At 61.3% G+C, this 23,314-nt stretch carries 18 protein-coding genes; 11 read left to right on the forward strand and 7 right to left on the reverse strand.

Annotated features, from left to right (window positions below; all coding sequences use genetic code 11):
* Nucleotides 1-3: 3 nt before the first annotated feature.
* Nucleotides 4-1,419 (reverse strand): acetyl-CoA carboxylase biotin carboxylase subunit, encoded by a 1,416-nt coding sequence (locus PSH87_RS28255; protein ID WP_003213442.1) that lies wholly within the window; start codon nucleotides 1,417-1,419, stop codon nucleotides 4-6.
* A 196-nt stretch (nucleotides 1,420-1,615) separates the two neighbouring features.
* Here PSH87_RS28255 and PSH87_RS28260 point away from each other — a divergent pair, with 196 nt between their 5' ends.
* Nucleotides 1,616-2,590 (forward strand): LysR family transcriptional regulator, encoded by a 975-nt coding sequence (locus PSH87_RS28260; RefSeq protein WP_305431913.1) that lies wholly within the window; start codon nucleotides 1,616-1,618, stop codon nucleotides 2,588-2,590.
* Here PSH87_RS28260 and PSH87_RS28265 read toward each other — a convergent pair.
* From PSH87_RS28265 to PSH87_RS28275, 3 genes are all read right to left on the reverse strand, one after another.
* Nucleotides 2,520-2,717, reverse strand: coding sequence for a PA3496 family putative envelope integrity protein (locus PSH87_RS28265; protein ID WP_081609292.1), 198 nt, complete (start codon nucleotides 2,715-2,717; stop codon nucleotides 2,520-2,522). The two genes, PSH87_RS28260 and PSH87_RS28265, sit on opposite strands and share 71 nt — an antisense overlap.
* Nucleotides 2,718-2,879: 162 nt before the next feature.
* Complete coding sequence (gene hexR, locus PSH87_RS28270) at nucleotides 2,880-3,746, reverse strand: transcriptional regulator HexR (protein ID WP_017739023.1); 867 nt, start codon at nucleotides 3,744-3,746, stop codon at nucleotides 2,880-2,882.
* A gap of 162 nt (nucleotides 3,747-3,908) precedes the next feature.
* Nucleotides 3,909-6,782 carry an EAL domain-containing protein gene (locus PSH87_RS28275; RefSeq protein WP_305431915.1) on the reverse strand — a complete coding sequence of 958 codons (2,874 nt, stop codon included), beginning with the start codon at nucleotides 6,780-6,782 and terminating at the stop codon, nucleotides 3,909-3,911.
* Between the two features lie 246 nt (nucleotides 6,783-7,028).
* Between PSH87_RS28275 and uvrD the strand changes: the two genes are divergently transcribed.
* The 8 genes from uvrD to PSH87_RS28315 all read left to right on the forward strand — a co-directional run bounded on the left by uvrD (nucleotide 7,029) and on the right by PSH87_RS28315 (nucleotide 18,225).
* Nucleotides 7,029-9,212: a DNA helicase II gene (gene uvrD / locus PSH87_RS28280; RefSeq protein WP_305431917.1), complete on the forward strand. Its 2,184-nt coding sequence runs from the start codon at nucleotides 7,029-7,031 to the stop codon at nucleotides 9,210-9,212.
* Nucleotides 9,213-9,437: 225 nt separating this feature from the next.
* A complete protein-coding gene (locus PSH87_RS28285; protein WP_257782576.1) occupies nucleotides 9,438-10,310 on the forward strand; it encodes a Tim44 domain-containing protein in 873 nt (290 codons plus the stop codon).
* Between the two features lie 174 nt (nucleotides 10,311-10,484).
* Nucleotides 10,485-10,982 (forward strand): RNA polymerase sigma factor, encoded by a 498-nt coding sequence (locus tag PSH87_RS28290; RefSeq protein WP_017739027.1) that lies wholly within the window; start codon nucleotides 10,485-10,487, stop codon nucleotides 10,980-10,982.
* Between the two features lie 100 nt (nucleotides 10,983-11,082).
* Entirely contained in the window at nucleotides 11,083-12,000 is a 918-nt protein-coding gene (locus PSH87_RS28295) for a FecR family protein (protein ID WP_305431918.1), read from the forward strand.
* A 144-nt stretch (nucleotides 12,001-12,144) separates the two neighbouring features.
* On the forward strand, nucleotides 12,145-15,258 hold the full coding sequence (locus PSH87_RS28300; RefSeq protein WP_305431919.1) for a TonB-dependent receptor domain-containing protein: 3,114 nt from the start codon (nucleotides 12,145-12,147) through the stop codon (nucleotides 15,256-15,258).
* A gap of 86 nt (nucleotides 15,259-15,344) precedes the next feature.
* Nucleotides 15,345-16,106, forward strand: a complete 762-nt coding sequence (locus tag PSH87_RS28305; RefSeq protein WP_026137084.1) for a Slam-dependent surface lipoprotein — start codon at nucleotides 15,345-15,347, stop codon at nucleotides 16,104-16,106.
* 134 nt (nucleotides 16,107-16,240) lie between these two features.
* The gene (locus tag PSH87_RS28310; RefSeq protein WP_305431921.1) at nucleotides 16,241-17,698 is read left to right on the forward strand and encodes a surface lipoprotein assembly modifier; all 1,458 of its coding nucleotides are present in this window, start codon (nucleotides 16,241-16,243) and stop codon (nucleotides 17,696-17,698) included.
* A 119-nt stretch (nucleotides 17,699-17,817) separates the two neighbouring features.
* The gene (locus PSH87_RS28315; RefSeq protein ID WP_017739032.1) at nucleotides 17,818-18,225 is read left to right on the forward strand and encodes an SMI1/KNR4 family protein; all 408 of its coding nucleotides are present in this window, start codon (nucleotides 17,818-17,820) and stop codon (nucleotides 18,223-18,225) included.
* A 62-nt stretch (nucleotides 18,226-18,287) separates the two neighbouring features.
* Here the strand turns inward: PSH87_RS28315 and PSH87_RS28320 are convergent, their stop codons facing one another.
* A complete protein-coding gene (locus PSH87_RS28320; protein WP_017739033.1) occupies nucleotides 18,288-20,051 on the reverse strand; it encodes a cation:proton antiporter in 1,764 nt (587 codons plus the stop codon).
* Nucleotides 20,052-20,342: 291 nt separating this feature from the next.
* On the opposite strand from PSH87_RS28320, the gene PSH87_RS28325 reads away from it, so the two are divergent.
* Nucleotides 20,343-20,819 (forward strand): acyl-CoA thioesterase, encoded by a 477-nt coding sequence (locus PSH87_RS28325; RefSeq protein ID WP_017739034.1) that lies wholly within the window; start codon nucleotides 20,343-20,345, stop codon nucleotides 20,817-20,819.
* Nucleotides 20,820-20,959: 140 nt separating this feature from the next.
* Here the strand turns inward: PSH87_RS28325 and pdxY are convergent, their stop codons facing one another.
* On the reverse strand, nucleotides 20,960-21,832 hold the full coding sequence (gene pdxY / locus PSH87_RS28330; RefSeq protein ID WP_305431922.1) for a pyridoxal kinase PdxY: 873 nt from the start codon (nucleotides 21,830-21,832) through the stop codon (nucleotides 20,960-20,962).
* Between the two features lie 117 nt (nucleotides 21,833-21,949).
* Between pdxY and PSH87_RS28335 the strand changes: the two genes are divergently transcribed.
* Nucleotides 21,950-22,345, forward strand: a complete 396-nt coding sequence (locus PSH87_RS28335) for a DUF3301 domain-containing protein (protein WP_017737585.1) — start codon at nucleotides 21,950-21,952, stop codon at nucleotides 22,343-22,345.
* Here the strand turns inward: PSH87_RS28335 and PSH87_RS28340 are convergent.
* Entirely contained in the window at nucleotides 22,339-23,301 is a 963-nt protein-coding gene (locus tag PSH87_RS28340; RefSeq protein ID WP_305431924.1) for a GTP-binding protein, read from the reverse strand. The two genes, PSH87_RS28335 and PSH87_RS28340, sit on opposite strands and share 7 nt — an antisense overlap.
* Nucleotides 23,302-23,314 lie beyond the last annotated feature (13 nt).

The raw sequence follows: 23,314 nt of genomic DNA on the forward strand, positions 1-23,314 counted from the left end.
TCCTCACAGGCCTGCGTGGGCGGCGATGGCGGCGGCGATGGCCAGGGCCAGCTCTTCGGGTTTGCGCTTGATCGAGTAGTTGGTCAGCTCAGGGTGGCTTTCCACGAAACTGGTGTTGAACTGGCCGCTGCGGAATTCCGGGTTGCGCAGGATTTCCTGGTAGTAGGCGGCGGTGGTCTTCACGCCTTGCAGGCGCATGTCGTCCAGGGCACGCAGGCCGCGGTCCATGGCTTCTTCCCAGGTCAACGCCCACACCACCAGTTTCAGGCACATGGAGTCGTAGAACGGCGGGATGGTGTAGCCGGTGTAGATCGCCGTGTCGGTGCGCACGCCGGGACCGCCGGGGGCGTAGTAACGGGTGATCTTGCCGAAGCTGGGCAGGAAGTTGTTTTTCGGGTCTTCGGCGTTGATACGGAACTGCAACGCAAAACCACGGTGCTGGATATCTTCCTGTTTCACCGACAGCGGCAGGCCCGAGGCGATGCGGATCTGCTCGCGGACGATGTCGATCCCGGTGATTTCTTCGGTGATGGTGTGTTCCACCTGCACCCGGGTGTTCATCTCCATGAAGTACACCTCGCCCTCGGCGAGCAGGAACTCCACGGTGCCGGCGTTCTCGTAGCCCACGGCCTTGGCGGCACGCACCGACAGGTCGCCGATGTAGGCGCGCTGTTCCGGGGTCAGCTGCGGGCTTGGGGCGATTTCGATGAGCTTCTGGTTGCGGCGCTGGATCGAGCAATCACGCTCGAACAGATGCACCACGTTGCCAAAGCTGTCACCGAGGATCTGTGCCTCGATGTGCTTGGGGTTGACGATGCATTTTTCCAGGAACACTTCCGCCGAACCGAAGGCCTTGGTGGCTTCGGAAATAACCCGGGGGAAGGCTTGTTCAAGTTCTTCGCGGCTGTTGCAACGGCGGATACCGCGCCCGCCACCACCGGAGGTGGCCTTGAGCATCACCGGGTAACCAATGCGGTCGCCTTCGGTGAGGGCTTCAGCGATGTCGGCGACGTTGCCTTCGGTGCCGGGGGTGACCGGTACGCCGGCCTTGATCATGCTGCGGCGCGCTTCGGTCTTGTCGCCCATGCGGCGGATCACTTCAGCGGACGGGCCGATGAATTTGATCCCACGTTCGGCGCAGATGTCCGCCAGTTCGGCGTTTTCCGACAGGAAGCCGTAGCCGGGGTGCAGGGCATCACAACCGGTTTCCACGGCCAGGTTCACCAGCTTGCGCGGGTTCAGGTAGCCGGCCAGGGGCTCGGCACCAATGCTGTGGGCTTCGTCGGCACGTTTGACGTGCAACGCGTGACGGTCGGCGTCGGAGTAGACCGCGACCGAGCGAATGCCCATCTCGGCGCAGGCACGCACGATTCGTACGGCAATTTCACCACGGTTGGCGATCAGGATCTTTTTTATCACTTGGAAATTCCCTTGAGCCGATTGCTGCGTTCTTCGACCCGCTAGACCCGGGTCGGCGCGTGACCAAATGTTTCATGACAGTCGCGAGACACACACTAAGCCCGTGGAGGGATTAACAAAAATCAATAATTATTGGGTCGTGCATAAGTAAAGACTTATAGTTGGCCGGACAGCCGCGCGCGAAAGGACGATAAAAATGCGTAAGTCATTGATGCGTATGACATTGCGTCAATTGCAGATCTTCAATGAAGTGTGCGATTTGCGCTCGTACAGCCGTGCTGCCGAGGAAATGTCCCTCACACAACCCGCCGTCAGCCTGCAAATTCGCCAGCTGGAAGAGCTGATCGGCCAGCCATTATTCGATTACGTCGGCAAAAAGCTCTACATGACCGAGGCCGCCGAAGCCTTGCAGCGCGCCAGCCGGGACATTTTCGGGCGCCTGGAAAACCTCGACATGCAGCTGTCGGATATGCAGGGCTCGCTGCAAGGCCAGTTGAAGCTGGCGATTGAATCCAGCGCCAAGTACTTCGTGCCGCACCTGTTTGCCGCGTTCAAGCGCCAGCATCCCGAAGTGCAGCTGCACCTGACCGTGGTCAACCGCGCCCAGGTGATTCGCCGGCTGTCGGACAACCGCGACGACCTGGTGATCATGTCCATGGTGCCCCAGGACATGGGCCTGGAGTTCCTGCCGTTCCTCAACAACCCGATCGTCGCGGTGGCGCCCCCTGATCACCCCTTGAGCCTGCAAGGCCCGCTGCGCTTGCAAGACCTGGAGCCTTACACGCTGCTGGTGCGCGAGCAGGGTTCCGGCACGCGGATGGCCTGCGAGGAATACTTCAAGGAGAAGCGCGTGCATTTCACCCAGACGGTGGAAGTGTCATCGGCCGAGGCCCAGCGCGAATGCGTGAGCGCAGGGTTGGGCGTGGCCTTGCTGACGCGCCACGCCGTGAACCTGGAACTGGCCAGCGGCGGGCTCAAGGAGCTGCCGGTGGAAGAGCTGCCGCTGTACCGCAGTTGGTGCCTGGTGCAGGCCAAGGCCAAGCGCCTGTCACCGGTGGCCCATGCGTTCCTGGGCTTTATCCGCAGCGAACGGGCACAGATCAGCGTGCTGGCTGAGCGTTTCGCTGGGCAGCCACGGGTGCTTGCCAGTGGAGTTCCGGGTAGTCACTGATGCTCTGGAGCAATTGGCGTTCTTCACAACGGTCTTCGATTGCGCGACGGAACGCCATGCGGCGCTGGTCTTCCTGCTGACGGCGGGTTTTTACGGCGCTGTTGCTGTCTTCGTAGGGACGGGCCATTTCGAGTCTCCCAATGCGAGTACGGGAGTTCAGGATGGCCTTGGGCGGTTACGGTTTGGCGGCGCGGGGATGACAGGACGATGAATCTTCGGAAGTTGACGCATATCCACTGTGGGAACGGGTCAATGTGGGAGCGGGCTTGCCCGCTCCCACATTAGTCTGTCAGTCGTCGAGGGCTTTTACGGATTTTGGCGACAACCGCAGGCTGCGCAAGCTGCGTTTCACGCTCTTGAGGTGGTTGACCAGGCTCGGCCCGCGCGCCATGGCCACGCCCATCGCCAGCACGTCGATCACCACCAGGTGGGCGATGCGCGAGGTCAACGGCGTATAGATCTCGGTGTCTTCATGTACATCGATCGCCAGGTTGACGGTGGACAGCTCCGCCAACGGCGTCTGGCTCGGGCACAGGGTGATCAGGGTCGCGCCGCTTTCACGCACCAGGTTGGCGGTGATCAGCAGGTCTTTGGAGCGCCCGGACTGGGAAATACAGATCGCCACGTCGGTGGGCTTCAACGTCACCGCCGACATCGCCTGCATGTGCGGGTCGCTGTAGGCCGCTGCCGTGAGCAGCAGTCGGAAGAATTTGTGCTGAGCGTCGGCTGCCACCGCACCCGATGCGCCAAAACCATAGAACTCGACACGCTGGGCCTGGGACATCGCCGTCACGGCTTTTTGCAGCTCGATCGGATCAAGCTTCTCGCGCACTTCCATCAGGGTGTGCAGCGTGGTGTCGAAGATTTTCAGGCTGTAGTCGGCGACGGAATCGTCTTCGTGGATCGCAAACTGCCCGAAGCTCGCACCGGCGGCCAGGCTCTGGGCCAGCTTGAGTTTCAGGTCCTGGAACCCGGAGCAACCGATGGCGCGGCAGAAGCGCACGATGGTCGGCTCGCTGATGCCCACGCTGTGGGCCAGGTCGGCCATGGAGCTGTGCATCACGGCCGCAGGATCAAGCAGCACGTGGTCGGCAACCTTGAGTTCCGATTTACGTAACAGGTGGCGCGACTGGGCGATATGTTGCAACAGGTTCAAAGGGCAGGACTCTTGTTATTGGCAGGTGCCAGGGATGTAGCAAGCTTGTAGTTATACTACAAGAATTGTCGTTTTGCCCGTCTGATGCATCACTAAATCGCCCTGCTGCCCTCTGATTCAAAGGGCAGGCGCTTTGTAGCCATTAGGGCGGCCCTGCCGTCGTTAAGGAAAATCTGCATTTTTCCGTAACAAATCTGCCAGCCCTTCGGCCTGCATCGGCCGGCTGATCAGATAGCCCTGCACTTCGTCACACCGCTCCCCGCGCAGGAAGTCCAACTGCTGCTGATCTTCCACGCCTTCGGCCACCACTTTCAGCGCCAAGCCATGGGCCATGGCGATGATTGCGCGGGTGATGGCCGCGTCCTCGCGGCCCTGGCCGAGCCCACGGATGAAGGTCTGGTCGATCTTCACGTAATCCACGGGGATGCGCTTGAGATAGCTGAGGGACGAATAGCCGGTGCCAAAGTCATCGATGGCCAGCTTCACCCCCAGGTCGCGCAACTGCTGGAAGGTGGCGATGATGTGTTCAACGCTGTCGAGCAGCTGGCTTTCCGTCAGCTCCAACTCGAGGTATTGCGGGTCCAGCCCGGTTTCTTCGAGGACCTGGCGCACCAGGCTGACCAACTTGCCCTGGCGCAACTGATGCACCGACAGGTTCACCGACACCCGGATCGGCGCCAGCCCCTGGCGCTGCCATTCGCACGCCTGCCAGCAGGCCTGGCGCAGCACAAACTCGCCCAGCGGCACGATCAGGCCAGTCTCTTCGGCCAGGCCGATAAACTCGCCCGGCGGCACCATGCCCCACTGCGGATGCTCCCAACGCACCAGCGCCTCGGCGGCGTTCAGCTTGCCGGTGGCCAGGCACAGTTTCGGCTGGTAGAACACCGTCAGCTGGCGATCTTCGATGGCTTTGCGCAGTTGGTTTTCCAGCTGCAAGCGCTCCAAAGTGCTCGCTTGCAGGCTGTCGGTGTAGAACTGGAAATTGTTGCCGCCCAGGTGCTTGGCGTGTTGCATGGCCATGTTCGATTGGCTGACCAGTGCGGAAATTTCCCGCGCATTGTCCGGCAGCAGGCTGACGCCCATCGAAGCGCTGACCACCAGCTCATGCCCGTCCACCGTCACCGGCACCCGCAGCTTGGCCAACAGCCGCGTGGCCACGCGCGCCAGGCTCGACAGGCTGCCGTAGGCATCGAACAGCACGGCGAACTCATCGCCAGACAACCGCGCAATGGTGTCCGCCTCGGGCAAGGCATTGATCAAGCGCCGCGCCATTTTCTGCAGCAGTTGGTCGGCGACTTCATGCCCCAGGCTGTCGTTGAGCAGCTTGAAACGGTCGAGGTTGATATGCAGCAGCGCCAGACTGCGCCCGCCCTGACGCACCCGCGCATGGGCTTCGCGCAGGCGCTCACGGAACAGCGAGCGGTTGGCCAGGCCGGTCAGCTCGTCGTAGTGGGTGAGGTAGCGCATGCGCTCTTCGGATTCGCGCCGCGCAGAAAGATCGGCGAAGAAGCCCACGATATGGCTGACCTTTCCCCGAACATCACGCACCACATTCAATTGCAGCCACTGCGGGTACAACTCGCCGTTCTTGCGCGTCTCCACCAGTTCGCCCTGCCAGGTGCCGTGGCTGAGCAACGCCTGGCGGATCACCGGGAAGTGGCGGCGCGCGTCGCGGCTGCTGGGCAGTTCGACGACGTTGCGCCCGAGCATGTCATCGATGTCAAAACCGGTGACGCGGCTGAAGGCCTGGTTCACCGCGATCAGCTTGTAGTCCGGGTCGAGAATCACGATGCCTTCGCTGGCCGCCTCGAAGACCGTCGACGCCAGGCGCTGTTGTTCTTCCAGGACTTTGCTCGCGCTGATATCGCGACGGGTGCCAAGCATGCGCGTGACCCGGCCACTGGGCGCGCGCTCGACGGCGCGGCCACGGTCTTCGATCCACACCCAGTGGCCGTCGCCGTGACGCACGCGGTATTCGACCTGATAGTCCTCGCTGCGGCCCTTGAGGTGCTCGACCAACGCGCGCTTGAGCAGCGGCAAGTCGTCGGGGTGCAGGCGTGGCTTGAGGTGGCTGAGCATCGCCGTGACGTACTCGGGCTCCAGGCCGAACAATTCCTTGAGTTGGGTGTGGTGGACCTCGTCGGTTTGCAGGTTCCAGTCCCACAGGCCCAGCTCGCTGGCTTGCAGCGCCATGGCCAGGCGCGCTTCGCTTTTGTTCAGGGCCAGGCTGGCGGCGTCGAGTTCCTGGCTGCGCTGGGCCACGCGGTCTTGCAGGCCGGTCTGGGCCTCGCGCAATTCCTGCTCGATCTGGCGGCGTTGCTCGACTTCGCGCACCAGTTCTTGATTCAACTGCTCGCTGCGCTGTTGCGCCTGCTGCAAGTGCTCGATCAGCGCCTGGTTCTGGAAGCGCCGCAACAGCCCGCGCTGGATCAGGCGGTTGACCTGCCACGCCACCACGCTCAAGGACGCCAGCAGGATCAGGCCGAGCACGCCCCAGCCTTGTTGCTGCGGCGCGCCGTTCCAGAACAGATAGAGGATCGCCGGCACCAGGCACGGCAAGGCAAACGACAGGAACGCCGGCAAGCTCACGGCGTAGGCCACGCTGGCCGACAGTGTCGCGGCGCCGATCAGGCCGAATACCCAGGCCTGCTGCATAAAGCTGTCTGCCGGCACCAGGGCGATGGCGGCGGTGGCCAGGGTCAGGCCGCTCACTGCCGAGCCGAGCATGAACATGCGCCGCCAAACTGGCTGGGCCTGGCGGCTGGGCATGGCCGAATCAAAGGCCGCCACCTGGATCACGCGCATCGCCACCAACGCCAGCAGCCAGACCAGCCAGATGCTGTCCAGCAGGTATTGCTTGGGGTTCCACAGCAGCCAGGCGCAGACCAGGCCGTTGACCAACATTAATAAGGTGGGCAACAACGAGCCCTGATACAGCAGGCGTGTGCGTTCGACCGCCATCTCGGTGGCGTAGTGCTTGCGGATAACCTGCGCGGGCGCCGCCGAAGGGCTGAGCAGGTCGGTGCTGAGGGTCATAGGCAGTGTTCTTATAATGGTGAGCCCGAAACGTGCACGGAGCATACACAAGCCTGCGCGCGGGCCAAACTGCTCTGCGTCATAAAAACCAGCGGATATTTACCCGCAAACCTCGGTGCCAGACAGCTCGGGCAAGGCGGTGCGGGGGCTGCACCCTCTGACCGACCGGTCATCAGCCCCGGCAGAATTATCGACCGTCCAGCATTGGGGTTTGCCCCACTCCCCCGAGGGCCATAGAATGCGCCGATGCGCGATGATCTCTCCCTTTTGCTGAACTCCCTCAACGATGCCCAACGCCAGGCCGTAGCAGCCCCCGTTGGCCGTCAGTTGGTCCTGGCCGGTGCTGGCTCCGGTAAAACCCGAGTGCTGGTGCACCGTATCGCCTGGTTGATCCAGGTCGAGAACGCGTCTCCCCATTCGATCCTGTCGGTGACCTTCACCAACAAGGCCGCTGCCGAGATGCGCCACCGCATCGAGCAGTTGATGGGCATCAGCCCGGCCGGCATGTGGGTGGGCACCTTCCACGGCCTGGCGCACCGCCTGTTGCGGGCGCATTGGCAGGAAGCGGGCCTGGCCCAGACCTTCCAGATCCTCGACAGCGATGACCAGCAACGCCTGGTCAAGCGGGTGATCCGCGAGCTGGGGCTGGACGAACAACGCTGGCCGGCTCGCCAGGCGCAGTGGTTTATCAACGGCCAGAAAGACGAAGGCCTGCGCCCGCAGCATATCCAGGCCAGCGGCGATCTGTTCCTGGCCACCATGCGCAGCATATATGAAGCGTACGAAGCGGCCTGCGCGCGCGCCGGGGTGATCGACTTCTCCGAGCTGCTGCTGCGCGCCCTCGACCTGTGGCGCGACAACCCGGGCCTGTTGGCCCATTACCAGAAGCGCTTCCGGCATATCCTGGTGGACGAGTTCCAGGACACCAACGCCGTGCAATACGCCTGGTTGCGCCTGTTGGCCAAGGGCGGCGGCAGCCTGATGGTGGTGGGCGACGACGACCAGTCGATCTACGGCTGGCGTGGCGCGAAAATCGAGAACATCTACCAGTATTCCGAAGACTTCCCGGACGCGGTGACCATCCGCCTGGAGCAGAACTACCGCTCCACCGCCGGCATCCTCAAGGCCGCCAACGCCTTGATCGCCAACAACACCGGGCGCCTGGGCAAGGAGCTGTGGACCGACGGCGGCGAAGGCGAGGCGATCAACCTGTACGCCGCGTTCAACGAGCACGATGAAGCGCGCTACGTGGTGGAAACCATTGAAAGCGCGCTGAAGACCGGCCTGGCGCGCAGCGATATCGCGATTCTGTACCGCTCCAACGCCCAGTCGCGCGTGTTGGAAGAAGCCTTGCTGCGCGAACGCATCCCGTACCGCATCTATGGTGGCCAGCGCTTCTTCGAGCGCGCCGAAATCAAGAACGCCATGGCCTACCTGCGTTTGCTGGAAGGTCGCGGCAACGATGCGGCGCTGGAGCGGGTGATCAACATCCCGGCGCGTGGCATCGGCGAAAAAACCGTCGAGGCGATCCGCGATCACGCACGCCATGCCGATGTGTCGATGTGGGAAGCCATGCGCTTGCTCGTCGCCAATAAAGGCCTGACCGGTCGCGCGGCCGGGGCGTTGTGGGTGTTTGTCGAGCTGATCGAGAACCTCGCCGCCAAGTGCGCGGAAATGCCCCTGCATTTAATGACGCAGACGGTGATCGAGCAGTCCGGGCTGATTGCCTACCACGAAGCGGAAAAAGGCGAGAAAGGCCAGGCCCGGGTAGAAAACCTTGAGGAACTGGTCAGCGCCGCCCGCGCGTTCGAAAACACCGAGAACGAAGAGGAACTGACCCCGCTCGCCGCCTTCCTCGGCCATGCCTCCCTGGAAGCCGGTGATACCCAGGCCGACGAGCATGAAGACAGCATCCAGCTGATGACCTTGCACAGCGCCAAGGGCCTGGAATTCCCGTATGTGTTCCTGGTGGGCATGGAAGAAGGCCTGTTCCCCCACAAGATGAGCCTGGAAGAACCCGGCCGTCTTGAGGAAGAACGCCGCCTGGCCTATGTGGGCATTACCCGGGCGATGCAGAACCTGGTGATGACCTACGCCGAGACCCGACGCCTGTACGGCAGCGAGACCTACAACAAGGTGTCGCGCTTCGTACGTGAAGTGCCGAAGGGGCTGATCCAGGAAGTACGCCTGTCCAACAGCGTCAGCCGCCCGTTCGGCGGCGGCCAGCAGCAGAGCGCCAGCAGCCTGTTTGCCGGCTCCGAAATTCCGGAAACCCAGTTCAGCCTCGGCCAGCAGGTCAGGCATTCGGTGTTCGGCGAAGGCGTGATCCTCAACTTCGAAGGCGCCGGCGCCCAGGCACGGGTGCAGGTGAACTTCGCCGAAGGCAGCAAGTGGCTGATGATGGGCTACGCGAAGCTCGAAGCCATCTGACACGCCTTCCTGCAGGAGCCGACTTCTGTGGCGAGGGAGCTTGCTCCCTCGCCACAGCGACAACGTGCCCTTGTATTCCGACAAGACGGGCCAATATCTGTAATACGTCCTACAGACCATTCAGATTTCGTCTTACGCAAAAGCCCGAAACATTATGTCGCTAGCCACTGTCACGACACCTGTGCAACATGGCGCGCGTGCAATCCACAAATGGGAATTCCCTTTATGAAACGTTTTCTTAGCATCGCCATGGCGTTGTGCATCGGCCTGACGATGAGCCTCGACGCCAACGCCAAGCGCTTCGGTGGCGGCAAAAGTTCGGGCGCAGCACCGACTCACCAAACCAGCCAGATGGCTCCCTCCGCTGGCGGCATGGGCGGTGCAGCCGCTACCGCAGGCGCGGCCGGTGCTGCTGGCGCTGCTGCCAAGGCCGGCGGTGCTTCGCGCTGGTTGGGCCCTCTGGCCGGCATCGCGGCCGGTGGCCTGCTCGCTTCCATGTTCATGGGCGGCGGCTTCCAGGGCATGCAGATCTTCGACATGCTGATCCTGGCGGTCATCGCCTTTGTGATCTTCCGCTTTATCGCCGCCCGTCGCCGCAAGCAGCAGGAGCACATGGCTCCAGCCGGCGCGCCGATGCAGCGTGAAGTGTTCGAGCAAAAGCCGGCCATGGGTTCGATCTTCGGTGGTTCCGCAGCCCCGGCTGCTGCCCGCCCGGTGATCAACGCTCCGGCGTGGTTCAACGAAGAGCGTTTCGTCGAAGCGGCCCGCAGCCACTTCCAGTCCCTGCAGCAACACTGGGACGCCAACGAAATGGACAAGATCGCCGAGTTCGTGACCCCGCAACTGCTGGAGTTCCTCAAGCGCGAACGCGCTGAGCTGGGCGACGCGTTCCAGTCGACCTACATCGACGACCTGCGCGTACAGCTTGAAGGTGTGGATGACCGCGCCGACAAGACCATCGCCACCCTGACCTTCAGCGGCGTGTCGAAAAACTCGCGCTTTGACCAGGGCGAAGTGTTCAGCGAAAGCTGGAACATGGAACGCCCACAAGGCGAAAACCAGCCTTGGCTGGTGGCCGGTATCCGCCAGAACGGCTGATCACCCGGCGCCTTGAGCGCGCAGTAAACGACCCCGGCGGTGTAGTGAAATACACCGCCGGGGTCTTTTTTTGCCGGTCAGAAATGCTTTGTTGTTTTTACTGGATTAATGAGAAACATTCTCACTATACTCGTGCCCTCTCCCGGTTCTGCCCGAGCATAGGAACGTGCCGCCGTGCTGGAAAAACTCTTCAATCAACATGCATCCGCCCTGCATCGTTACCTGTTGCGGAAGAAATGCACCCCCAGCCTGGCCTCGGACCTGGTGCAGGACACGTTCCTGCGCATCGCCCAGCTGGAGAACATGGAACGCATCCTGTGCGCGCCGTCGTACCTGTTTCGTGTCGCGCACAACCTCATGATCGACCACCATCGGCGCTACGGTGAAAAGCGTTTCGACAGCGACGCCGCCGCCTATTTCGAGACCCTGGTGGACGAAGCCAGCGGCCCGGAAGAGCAAGCGCTCGACGCCCTGGCCCTGGAGCAATTGGAAAGCCTGCTGGAACGCATGCCAGAACGCACCCGCGACATTTTCATGCTGTGCCGGGTGGAAGGCATGACGCACAAAGAGACCGCCCGCTATTTACGGATATCCACAAGCTCTGTACAAAAACACATGGCGATGGCGCTGGCCAAGATTGGCAGGGCGCTTGATCCAGACCAAGAGGGCTAAGCCTTGGGTATCTTGAAAAGCAAGAAGGTAAACAGTCAGAACCGTGAATGCTCCCCCACAAACGACCGACCCGTTGGAGCGCAAAGCTGCCGATTGGGTGATGCGTCATCGACAAGGCCAGCTGTCGGCGCGTGAGCTAGAAGCTTTTCAGCGTTGGCAGGACGCCGACCCCAGACATGCCGCCGCTGCCGGCCGGGCAGACCGTGCCTGGCGCGCCACTGCCTCGCTCAAACGCCACCCCGGCTATGTAAAACCGCAACGCCCGCCACGCAGGCTGTGGACCCGCAGCACCTGCGCCAGCGCCCTCGGTGCCGCCGCGCTGGGCTGCTGGATGCTGCTCGCGCCGCCCTTCTGGCTGCAAGCACTGAACAGCGACTATCACACCGGTTTTGGCGAGGTTCGCCACATTACGCTGGCAGATGGCAGCCAAGTTGAGCTGGGCAGCCACAGTATCCTGAACGTCAGTTATGACGAGCAAACTCGGCTGGTCAGCCTGAGCCAGGGCGAAGCGGTGTTCACTCCGTCGCCTATCAATGATCAGGAGCGCCGACCATTCACCGTGCGCGCCCCCGGCGCCGACATCACTGCACGCGGCACCCGTTATCTGGTCGGTGTCGGCCAGGATCGCGAAGGCTGGGTCGGGGTTTTGCAGCACAAGGTCGAGGTCAACCTGACCCCCGCCCAACGCGATGACGCGGCCGGCTCCGCCCTGCTGGAGCAAGGCAACAGCTTGCGCTTCAGCGCCAAGGCCGGTTTGGTGCCGCTCACCACGCGCCCGGATGAACTGGCCAGTTGGCAGGAAGGTCGCCTGGTGTTCCAACGCGAGCCGCTGGGCGACGCGGTGGCGCGCATCAATCGCTATCGACCGGGGCTGGTCGTGGTCAAGGGCGACACATTGCGCGCCATGCGCATCAGCGCGGTGATGCGCATAGACACTCTCGACGACGCCCTCAAACACCTCGCACAGCAAGCCCACGGGCGCATTCTCGACCTGCCTGGGCTGACGCTGATCTACTGAAAGGCCCCGTTTGCGGGCCTTTTGACATCATGAATATATAAAACCAGATACATAGATCATAACGATCTATCGCGTTTTCGTTGCTGCTGCGTTTCTACTACATGTGAATAACTCTTATTTGCTTTAGTGAGGCCGGTTTTGCAGATGCAACAGAACAACAAGAAGCGCAAGGCAGCAAATCGCACGCGACTGAGCCTGGGCATCCAGCTCGCCGTGTTCGCGCTGGCCGCCGACGCCGCCGCCATCAATCCGGTGCAAACCCGCCCGGTCAACAGCGCTGCACAGGTGCAACCCCAAGGTGGCTACCACGACTTCGACGTACCTGCCCTGTCGCTGGACGAAGGCCTGGTGCTGCTGGCGCGCCAGGCGGGTGTCGAGGTCTACCTGGGCAGCAATGACCTCACCGGCACCTACGGCAACCCGGTCAAGGGCCGACTGTCCCTGGAAGCCGCACTGCAACAACTGCTCGCCAACCAGGCGCTGACCTACAGCCTGGGCAACCAGCCCGAGCGGCCGATCATCCAGGTGCAACCCGCGCCGGGCATGAGCGGCATCCAGCAAGGCGACCTGCACCCGATCTACGTGCATGGCCTGGACGGCAAAGAATCCCGCGACGAAAAGGGCTACAACGACATCTACGATCAGGACGTGTCCTCGGTGTACTCCGGCAAGGAGCAGATCGAACGCTACAAAGGCGCCGCCCCCGCGGACATGTTCAAGGGCATGCTCAACGTCTACAGCGGTGACGGCCGCAACAGCGGCGCGCTGGACCCCAACGTACGCGGCATCCAGGGTCCCGGCCGCGTGCCGCTGACCATCGACGGCACCGAGCAGGCGCTGACGGTGTATCGCGGCTACATGGGCGCCAATAACCGCAACTACATCGACCCCAACCTGATCGGCAGCATCAAGGTGCTCAAGGGGCCGAACCTGGAGCGCAACGTCTATAGCGGCGTGGGCGGCGCGGTGGTTGCCAACACCCTGAACGTGGATGACATCCTCAAGGAAGGCCAGGCATTCGGCGGCGAGCTGAAGATGGAAGGCAGCAACAACTCGGTGTCGCCCAAGTTACCGCATTTGATGACCGGCCAAAGCCCGCCCGCCGATTACCAGTACATCCCGGTGTATTCCTACTACGACCCGTCGCTGTACAAACACCCGCGCACCAGCCGCGACAACAACCTGATCACCGGGGGCGACTCGGCCTATCGCCTGGCCCTCGGCACCCGCCAGGAAAAATTCGAACTGCTTGCCGCCTACGCCTACCGCGAAAAGGGCAACCACTACGCAGGCAAGAACAAATCCGGCTTCTACGCCACCGGCAAACAGATCAACGGCCAGTTCGACTACATCCCCAACCTGGCCAACATCTATAAGCCGGGCGATGAAGTGCCCAACACCTCGAGCAAGATGGAGTCGTGGCTGGCCAAGGCCAAGCTGAAGATCGACGACGACCAATCCCTGGAGTTCGGTTACCGCGACACCGACTCGCTGTATGGCGAAATCATGCCGTCGCGCATCTCGTTCTTCCGCCCGGGCGACCAATTCGATGCCGAATCCAGCGGCGTACCGCAATGGCCCCTGAGCCACGTGCAGAGCAAAGCCTACAACCTGGAATACAACCTCAAGCCCGAGGGCAACCCGTGGGTGGATTTCTATTCCAACCTGTGGGCAACCAATACCCAAAGCGACACCTACACCAGCGGCGGCGTGCCGAATGCAACCAGTATCGCCGACCCCGTATTCCGCAACACTGCCGTAGCGAATGCCCAGCACAACCGCGCGGGCGTGACGGTCAGCAACAAACTCAAATTGGTCGACAGCCTGGACCTGACCCTCGGCGCCAGTTACCAGCATGAGAAGTTGAGCTCCAAAGACAACTATTACGACGCGGCCATCTTCGACACCTTGCGCATGAACCCGCGCGCGGGGCGCAGGGACGAGCGCGAGTACAACTTCAACTTCGATTGGCGGCCGGTGAGTTTTGCCAAGTTCACCGCAGGCGCGCGGTATTCGTCCTATTGGGCGTTTGATGACTATTTAAAGGAAACGCAGGACACAACCGGAGTAACCACACAGTTTGAAGAAAGCGGGCGCACCGTGAGTTACACCACGCGTAAAACGCTCACCGATGCGGAGTGGAATGCCAGTGTTGATCAGAAAATCGCCAGCAACCAAGTGTTCTGGGACATGTTTGGTACTCCCGAAGCGGAGCGCCAGGAAATAATAGACATGATCAAACAGGAAACCCCCCGGATTCAAGACACGCAACACTTGGCGTATTGGGCGAATGATGGCAAGGGGCGTTACGCTCGCGACAACAACCCGTGTATCAACGGTTTGAATGCAGGCGAAAACATTATTGCGTGCAGCGCCTTTGGCAGTAACACAGGTTGTCAAAAAGACGTGAGTGCCAAACATCAAAAAGACAGTGCTTGGGCGCCGAGTTTATCTGCAACCTTTTATACCTCGGAGAATGGTCGGGTGTATCTTCGCTACAGCGAAGCAATCCGTTACCCCAGCATGTTTGAAAGCACACTTGGGTTTTCCTCATCGGTCAATCCGTGGGGCCTGGAGCCGGAGCATGCCTATAACTACGAAGCCGCCTATATACACAACTTGGCCGGCTGGGGTGGCAGTGAGCGCGCCGACATAAAGCTGACATATTACCACAACACTATCAAAAACGTGATTGAGCGCAGCCCGCAACTGCGCTTCAGCAACCTGGAAAAACAGACAACTTCCGGCGTGGAGCTGCAGACGCGCTACGACAATGGCCGCGTTTTTACTGACCTGAGCATTGCCCACGTCCTGAAAAACAAAGTCTGCGACGAAGACTCCGCCGTTGCCATCAGCACCAATGGCAGTACCCCAAACTGCGTGGACGATGGCTTCGTCGGTGGGTATTTGGTGAGCATGTCCCAGCCAGAGTGGTCGGCCAACCTGGGCGCGGGCGCACGCTTCTTCAATCGCAAATTGGAAGTCGGCGGACGGGCCATTTATTACCGCCAGCACGATAGCAAGTTTTATAGCAACTACCCCGACAGCGCGATGGTCAGCTATTACATCAACACGCCGATGTCGTGGGACAACATCGTCACGTATGACGCTTACATCAACTACAAGTTGACCGACGATGCCGCTATCGAATTGACCGGTACAAACTTAAGCAATCTCTATTACATCGACCCGTTGACCCGCTCGGCCATGCCCGCACCGGGTCGTACATTAAAAATCGGCTTTACCACTACGTTCTAACTTACGAGGTGCACCATGGGAGGCTAAGAGAACTTGGCAGATGCTTGACGTGTTGACTTAATTAAAATCACTCAATGGATGATGAAATGAAAACTTTCAACTACACAGTATTGGCAGTGGCTCTTCTTGGTTTGGCTGGCGTTGCTCAAGCAGATACTTCTTCGGGCCAAAGCTATACCGGCACCATCGTTGTGGAAGGTTCCAGCGGCACGGGCTCCACTAACCACCCAGGCTCTGCCGGCCAACCGGCCGTTGGCGTATTGGCATTCTACGGCGGTGCAAAGGTCGGGTTCGCCGGCCTCAAAGGCATGGTCGCTACCGACACCAACGGCGTCACCACCATTACCCCGGCCATGATGCCTGCCTCCCACGCGGCACTGGGCAACTTTGACTTCAAGCAAGTCGCCAGCCAGCAGGTGTACTACGGCGAGTGGTCGCAAAACGGCACTGACAACGACCCAACTCGCGTCGTGTATTACTCCGGCGACAACGCCGGCCGCGTGCTGCCAACCACCAACGTGACCTACGCGGTACAGGGCATCAACAACTACTCCGGGGCTAACGTACTGTCTGGCGAGCTGACCGCATCGTTCGGCAACGCCGCGCCAACCTTGACCGGATCGCTGAGCAACAGCGCGCTGAAGGTTCAAGTCGCCGCCAACATCAATACGGCTAACGCCAGCTTCTCGGGTGCCGCACAAGCACGTAATACCGCGAGTAATGCCCTGCTTTCGAACGGCACTACCCAAGGTAGCTTCTATGGCGCAGGCGCTACCGCATCGCTGGCCGGTATCGCCAAGTTCGAAAACCGCAACTACGACACCGCTTTCGGCGGCGTAGCCAAGTAACAGCGGCTTGAACTGACGTAGCACCACCAAGCAAGTGCCTGGCCTCCAGGCACTTGCTTTTGGCGTTTTGAAGCGATCCCGAGAGCCCGGTAATGCCCCAGCCCTACTGCAAGCGATCCCTCACGTTTCACGTTTTGCCCCTTTCCCTGCTGCTGTTCATGGCCCCGACGGTGTTCGCCGCCGACCAGGACACCAGCCTGCGCCTTAACCAGAGCATCGAGTACCGCGCCAACAAGCAAGAGCGCGAATTGCTCAAGGACGAATTGCCCAGTGACGGCGCCGCGCCGTCGCTGACCATCGACGGCCAGACCTACAGCGTCGGCAACAACCTCGACGAGCTGGGCCGCGCGGTGTACCTGAGTGTCCAGCGCCAGCAATGGCCGAACGCCCGCGACTACCTCAAGCGCTACACCGCCCTGCCCGGCCACGACCCGATGCTCACCGCCTACGCCAACGGCGGCCTGGCCCGTGCCGATGGCGATCTGGACAGCGCCGAACGGTATTACCAGGACCTGCTGGCGATCCAGCCCGACTTTCTGCCCGGGCGCCTGGAACTGGCGCGGGTGCAGTTCGAGAACCGCAAGGACCGCGATTCGAAACACGTCTTCGCACAGATCAGCAGCAGCCTCAGCCCGTCGGACGCCCAGGCCATGGGCCTGGGCAAGACCGTCGACAGCTTTATCCAGGCCCTCGACCACCGCGAAGACTGGCAAGGCTCGTTCGCCATCGGCCCGACCTGGAGCGACAACCTCAACCAGTCGTCTGAAGGCAGCGTGACTTACCGTTATGTCACCGCTGAAGAAACCTACGTGGTCAAGCAATCCCTGCCCAAGGCCGTGTCGGCCCACGGCCAGGATTACGAGGCGACGCTCAACAAACGCGTCGCCATCAGCGGCCATCACGGGCTGTTCGTGCGCTCGCTTTTGTACGGCCAAGCGTACGAAAAAGAGAGCAAGTACAACGAAGCCACCGTGATCAACAACGCCGGCTACAGCTACCACGATGCGCGCAACCAGTACGCCTTCGGGCCGTCGTACGAGTTCAACACCATTGGCGACAACGCCATGTACAGCGCCTGGGGCCTGCGCGGTGAGTGGATTCACACGCTGTCGGCCACGCGCATGTTCAAGCTCGAAGGCGAGTACAAGGACATGACGTACAAACACCAGATCAACAGCAACCTCGACGGCGGTATCAGCTCGGTCTACGCCACCCTGTGGCAGGCATTGCCCCGGCAGTGGACGCTGTTCGGCGGCGTCGACATCACCGAACGCAACGCCCGCGACCGCGTCGCGGCGTACCTGCAAAAAGGGGTGCGCCTGGGCGTCGCCAAGGATTTCGACATCGGCGTGAGCGCCGTGCTGTTCGCCTCGTACCGCAAGCGTCAATACGATGCCTACAGCGCAATCGTCGATGGCCGACGCAATGAAGATGAGCAAGGCTACACCTTCATCCTGCGTGCCCCACGGCTGGCGGTGTACGACGTGGTGCCCAGTCTTACGGTCAAATACAACAAGGTGCAGAGCAACATCGACTGGATTTATTCCTACGACAAAAACAGCATCAGCCTAAAACTGGAGAAACAGTTCTAGTCCGCCGCTGTCACAGGGATTGTGCTTGCGCTGAGATATCTATTTCACGGTTGCACTTATAGCGAGCTACTGTATAAAACGCCCCTATAAACCGCGCCATCAGCAAGAGGATCCCGGCCGTGGAAGAAATCATCGAACAATTGCGTGAAGCCAACGAACCGGTCCCGGTTCCTTTGGAGCTGCCTGACGAAGACCAGCTGGTGGAAATCGAAGAACAACTGTTCATCGACATCCCGTTTGTCTTCCGTGAGTTCCTGCTGACTGTCAGCGACGTGGTCTACGGCAGCCTGGAGCCGGTGACCGTCACCGACCCGCAGTCCCACACCTACCTGCCGGACGTGGCCGCCAACGCCTGGGATGCCGGCGTTGACCGCAGCATGATCCCGATCTGCCAGGACGGCGACGACTACTACTGCGTCGAAGAAGACGGCACCGTGGTGCTGTGGTCCGGCGAAGAAGAGCTGGTCACCGAAGAAACCTGGGAATCGGTGTGGCACTGGGCGCGGGACGTCTGGCTGGAAAGCTGAGCCCTGTGTGCTCTAGTGGCGAGGGAGCTTGCTCCCGCCGGGCTGCAAAGCAGCCCCCTCACTCAGTGCTCCGCCGTATCCTTATGGTTATCCAGCGTCTCCAACAAGGCGACCTGCATCCGCGTATGCACGCGGATGAACCAGCGCCAGAGCACGGCCGCCACCGCCGCCGTGACCACGGCGATCAGCACCAGCAACTTGTTGGTCGGCAGAATACTGGCCGACAAGGCTGCCAATAGCAGGAAGATCACCAGCAGCGACAGGATCGGGATCAGCTCCGCGATCACCCGTCGCACGCGCTGGGTATGGCGCCCGGCCATTTCCGGTTTCACGCTCATCTCCGCCAGCAACATCGACAGCGCCTTGAGCTTGCGATACGCCGCAATCAAGAACGGCAGCGACAACAGCAACGCCCCGCCCCAGATCAATGCCTTTTGCCAGCTTGGATCGCTGATCCAACCTTCCAGGTAGCCGCCGATGCGCTTTGCAAAAAAGCTGCCGGTAAAGAAGATCGCCACCACCAGTGCCAGATTCACCCCCACTTGCAGGATGATCTTGCGGATCATCGACGCCAGCATCGCGCCCTCGCCCTGGGGTTGAATGCTGCGCAGCCATTCGCCATACATGCCGAACACCCGGCTCATGCGCTTGGGCATCACCGCCGCGATCTTCAACGACAACGGGTCGGCGCCACGAATCAGATAAGGCGTGAGCAACGTGGTAATCGCCGAAACGGCCACCGCCACCGGGTACAGGAAGTCGCTGGTCACCTGCAGCGTCATCCCCAGCGCCGCGATGATGAAGGAAAACTCGCCAATCTGTGACAGCCCCATGCCTACCCGCAGTGAGGTGCGGCCATCATTACCGGCGATAAACGCCCCAAGGCCGCAGGACAACATCTTGCCCAGCACCACCGCCACCGTGATCACCGCAATCGGCCAGGCGTATTGCAGCAGGATCTGCGGATCGATCATCAAGCCGATCGCCACAAAGAAGATCGCACTGAACATGTCGCGAACCGGCTCGATCAAGCGCTCGATCTTAATCAACTGCTTGGATTCGGCCATGATCGCGCCGATCAGGAACGCGCCCAGCACCATGCTGTATTCCAGCTTGACCACCAACAGGCAGAAGCCGAAACACAGGCCCAGCACGGTGATCAGCAGCATCTCGTTGCTTTCGAACTTGGCCACGTAGGCCAGCAAACGCGGTACCAGCAAGATGCCGATGACCAGCGCGACGATCATGAACAGCGAGAGCTTGCCGACCGTGGAAAACACCTCGCCGGAGCTGACCGTGCCACTGACGGCGATGCTCGACAGCAAGGCGATGATGCCGATGCCGAGGATGTCTTCGACGATCAGCACACCGAAAATCAGTTGGGCGAAGCGCTGGTTTTTCATCTTCAGGTCGTTGAGCGCCTTGACGATGATGGTGGTGGAGGAGATGGCCAGGATCGCGCCGAGGAACAGCGAGTCCATGGTGTTCCAGTCGAACCACTGGCCGATCTCGTAGCCGATCCAGATCATCAGGATGATCTCCAGGAACGCCGCGATAAACGCCGTGGCGCCGACCTTGAACAGCTTGCGCAGGCTGAACTCCAGGCCCAGGCAGAACATCAGGAAGATCACCCCCAGCTCGGCGAGGGTCTTGATGGTGTCTTCGTCGTGGATCAGGCCGAACGGCGGGGTGTGCGGGCCGATGATAAAGCCGGCGACAATGTAGCCCAGCACCACCGGCTGCTTGAGGCGGTGAAACAGGATGGTGACCACCCCTGCGACCAGCATGATCACGGCCAGGTCCTGGATAAAGCTGATGGCGTGCATGGCGAGGGGCTCCTTGAAGGTACCGGCGCTTTTCCCACTTCCGTACGCGCCTTTGGAAAGTCGCAAAGTGCGGAAGGAAAAGTCTGCCTAAATCGTAAGAAATGCCCTGAGACGGGCTTTTGCAGGTTAACACCGCGACTTCCGGCAGAAAGCCGGTGCAATATATGGAAACAGATCGGCCCAGGCGTGACGGCAAGCCGCCCACCTGCGTCCCGTTATGGATGGCGCAACAAAGATTCCAGCACCCGCAGAGGTGCCCCCCAAACCAATGCCTACAACCGTGAGTGTGCTATGGAACCCGGAAACGCCCAACTGTCGATGACGGTGCTGATGACCCCTGATATGGCCAACTTCTCTGGCAATGTCCACGGCGGCACCCTGCTCAAGTACCTCGACGAAGTGGCCTACGCTTGTGCGAGCCGTTATGCCGGCCGCTACGTAGTGACATTGTCCGTAGACCAAGTGATTTTTCGCGAGCCGATCCATGTCGGCGAGCTGGTGACCTTCCTCGCGTCGGTCAACTACACCGGCAACACCTCGATGGAGGTGGGGATCAAGGTGGTCACCGAAAACATCCGCGAGCGCTCGGTGCGTCACACCAACAGCTGCTTCTTCACCATGGTCGCCGTGGACGACCAGCGCAAGCCGGCCGCCGTACCGCCGTTGCAGCCGCACAACAGCGAAGACAAGCGCCGGTTTGTGCAGGCGCAGCAACGACGGCAGATCCGCCAGGAGCTGGAAAAGCGGTATCAGGAAATCAAGGGCTGAGACACGGCAAAGCTCGAGCTGTAAACCCAATCAAAATGTGGGAGCTGGCTTGCCTGCGATGGCGGTATGTCAGTACCAGATGTGCAAGCTGACACACCGCCATCGCAGGCAAGCCAGCTCCCACATTGGGTTTTGTGTGTTTACAGATCTATCGGCGTGGCTTCAAAGCGCACCCGCGGATGCGCAATCCGATCCTGAGCCCGCACCAGCTCCAGCTCATAACTCGCACACGCCTGGGTTTCCAGCAGCACTTCATGCACCGCCGCTGCGGTGAACTCGAAAGCCGCCACCAGGCTGTCGCCCAGCAGCACCCGCGCCAGGAATAGGCCGGAAGTCAGGTCACCCACCCCCACCGGCTGACGCGGAAACGCCAGCAACGGCCGGCGCAGGTGCCAGCTGCCGTCGTGGGTCACCAGCAGCATCTCGAAACCTTCCGGCAACTTGCCCGGATAATCCAAATGTTTAACCAGCACTGCCTTCGGCCCGCGCGCCAACAAGGCCTTGGCCATGGCCAGGCAATCGAACAGCGACTGCGGCTTGCGCCCGGCAAAGCTGTCCAGCTCCAGCTGGTTGGGGCACAGGAAGTCAGCCATGGCCGCCGCTTCGTCCAGCAGGAAATCGCTGACTTCCTGCGGCACGATGCAGCCCTTTTCCGGGTGACCCATGACCGGGTCGCAGAGGTACAGGGCCTTGGGGTTGATCGCCTTGATGCGCGCCACCCCGGTCAGGATCGCCCTGCCCTGATCGGCACTGCCCAGGTAGCCGGACAGCACCGCATCGCAGTTGCCCAACTCGCCAATCGCCGCAATGCCTTCCACCAGCGCCGGAATCTGCTGCGGCGCCAACACTTCGCCGGCCCACTGGCCATACTGGGTGTGGTTGGAGAACTGCACCGTGTTCAGCGGCCAGACGTTCACCCCGACGCGCTGCATGGGGAACACGGCGGCGCTGTTTCCGGCGTGGCCAAAGACCACATGAGACTGGATCGCAAGCAGATGAGGTGTGCGTTTCATGCAGGGAATGTCCGTAAAGCCATTGAGATTCTGGCCGCGCAGTATGCGACTAAACGCAGCCTGTACGACAGACCGGCGACACAGTTAAGCTGCTCTCACTTTGTTGGAGTTTTTCGCATGCTGACCCTGGGAAATATCTTCGTGTTGATGCTGCTGGCGACCGGCGCCGCCTGGGTGTGGCACAACCACGGCCTGCGCGAGCGCGCGCTGGAGCGGGTCAAGCAGCATTGCGCCAAGCTCGACATCGAACTGCTCGACGGCGCCGTGGCGCTCAAGCGCATCGGGTTTGTGAAGGATGCCAAGGGCCGCCGGCGCCTGGCACGCATCTACAATTTCGAGTTCACCGTGACCGGCGAAAGCCGTCATCCGGGGACCATCACCCAATTCGGCGCCCACAGCGCGCAGATCGAACTGGCGCCCTACCCGTTCGAGATCAAGACGCCGCTGCCCAGCGCCGACGTGATCGAGCTGAGCCAATGGCGCCAGGACCACGCCAGCAAGAACCGTCACTGACGACAGGCGGCCAGCGCGGCCTGTAGCGCCGCCACGTCCTGTGGCGCGCTGAAGATCAATTCGATACGTGAATCGCGGCGCCATTCGCTGGGTTGCCAGGTGAGCGGGCTGCTATCCACCGCGTTGGCGCTGAGCCAGCCTTCGCCGCTGTGGATAACCAGTTTGGCGCGGCGCCATTCAAGGCCTGTGAGCCACTGATGCAGGCGCTCGGCGTTAAATCGCTGGCTCGGGTGCCAGCGCCAACCGATGCTCCAGCCGCCTTCCTGGGCCTGACTCAGGCAGATAGGCAGCGCGGGGTCGCTCCAGATCGCCGGCATTTGCGCCAACCCTTTGGGCACGTCGAAGTTATCCACTGCCCCGTACCCTTGGGCATTCAAGCCTGGCAACTGTTTGAGGGGCATGTGCGCCTGGCGCGTCCAGTAGAGCGGGCAATCGGGTAACTGCCGTTCGATGGCCTGGCGTTGTGCGGCATCCAGCCCTTCATCCTTGTTCAACACCAACAACCCCGCACTGGCCAGCGCTTCTTGTTGCGCCTGCGGCAAGGGTTTACCGGCCGCCAGGGCCTGGGCATCCAGTACCAGTACGCACGGCTGAACTGCCAGCACGGCCTGCCACGGCGCCGCCTTGAGTTGCTTGAGCAACTGCGCGGGATGGCCCAGCCCCGACGGTTCGATAAACAGCCGATCCGGCTTGGCCTTACGCAGCAAACGGCCCAGGCCGACCTGGAACGGTGCGCCATTCACACAGCACAAGCAGCCGCCGGCGACTTCGCCCAAGGCAATGCCGTCGTCGTCCAGGGTCAGTAGCGCGGCGTCCAGGCCAATCTGCCCAAACTCATTGATCAGCACGGCCCAACGTTCGTTGGCCGGGCGTTGGGCGAGCAGGTGCTTGATCAGGCTGGTCTTGCCGGCGCCCAGGGGACCGGCAATCACGTGAGTGGGAATGTTCTGCAACATGGAAGGCATCATT

Source organism: Pseudomonas sp. FP453, assembly GCF_030687495.1.
In the GTDB taxonomy this organism is placed as follows: Bacteria; Pseudomonadota; Gammaproteobacteria; order Pseudomonadales; family Pseudomonadaceae; genus Aquipseudomonas.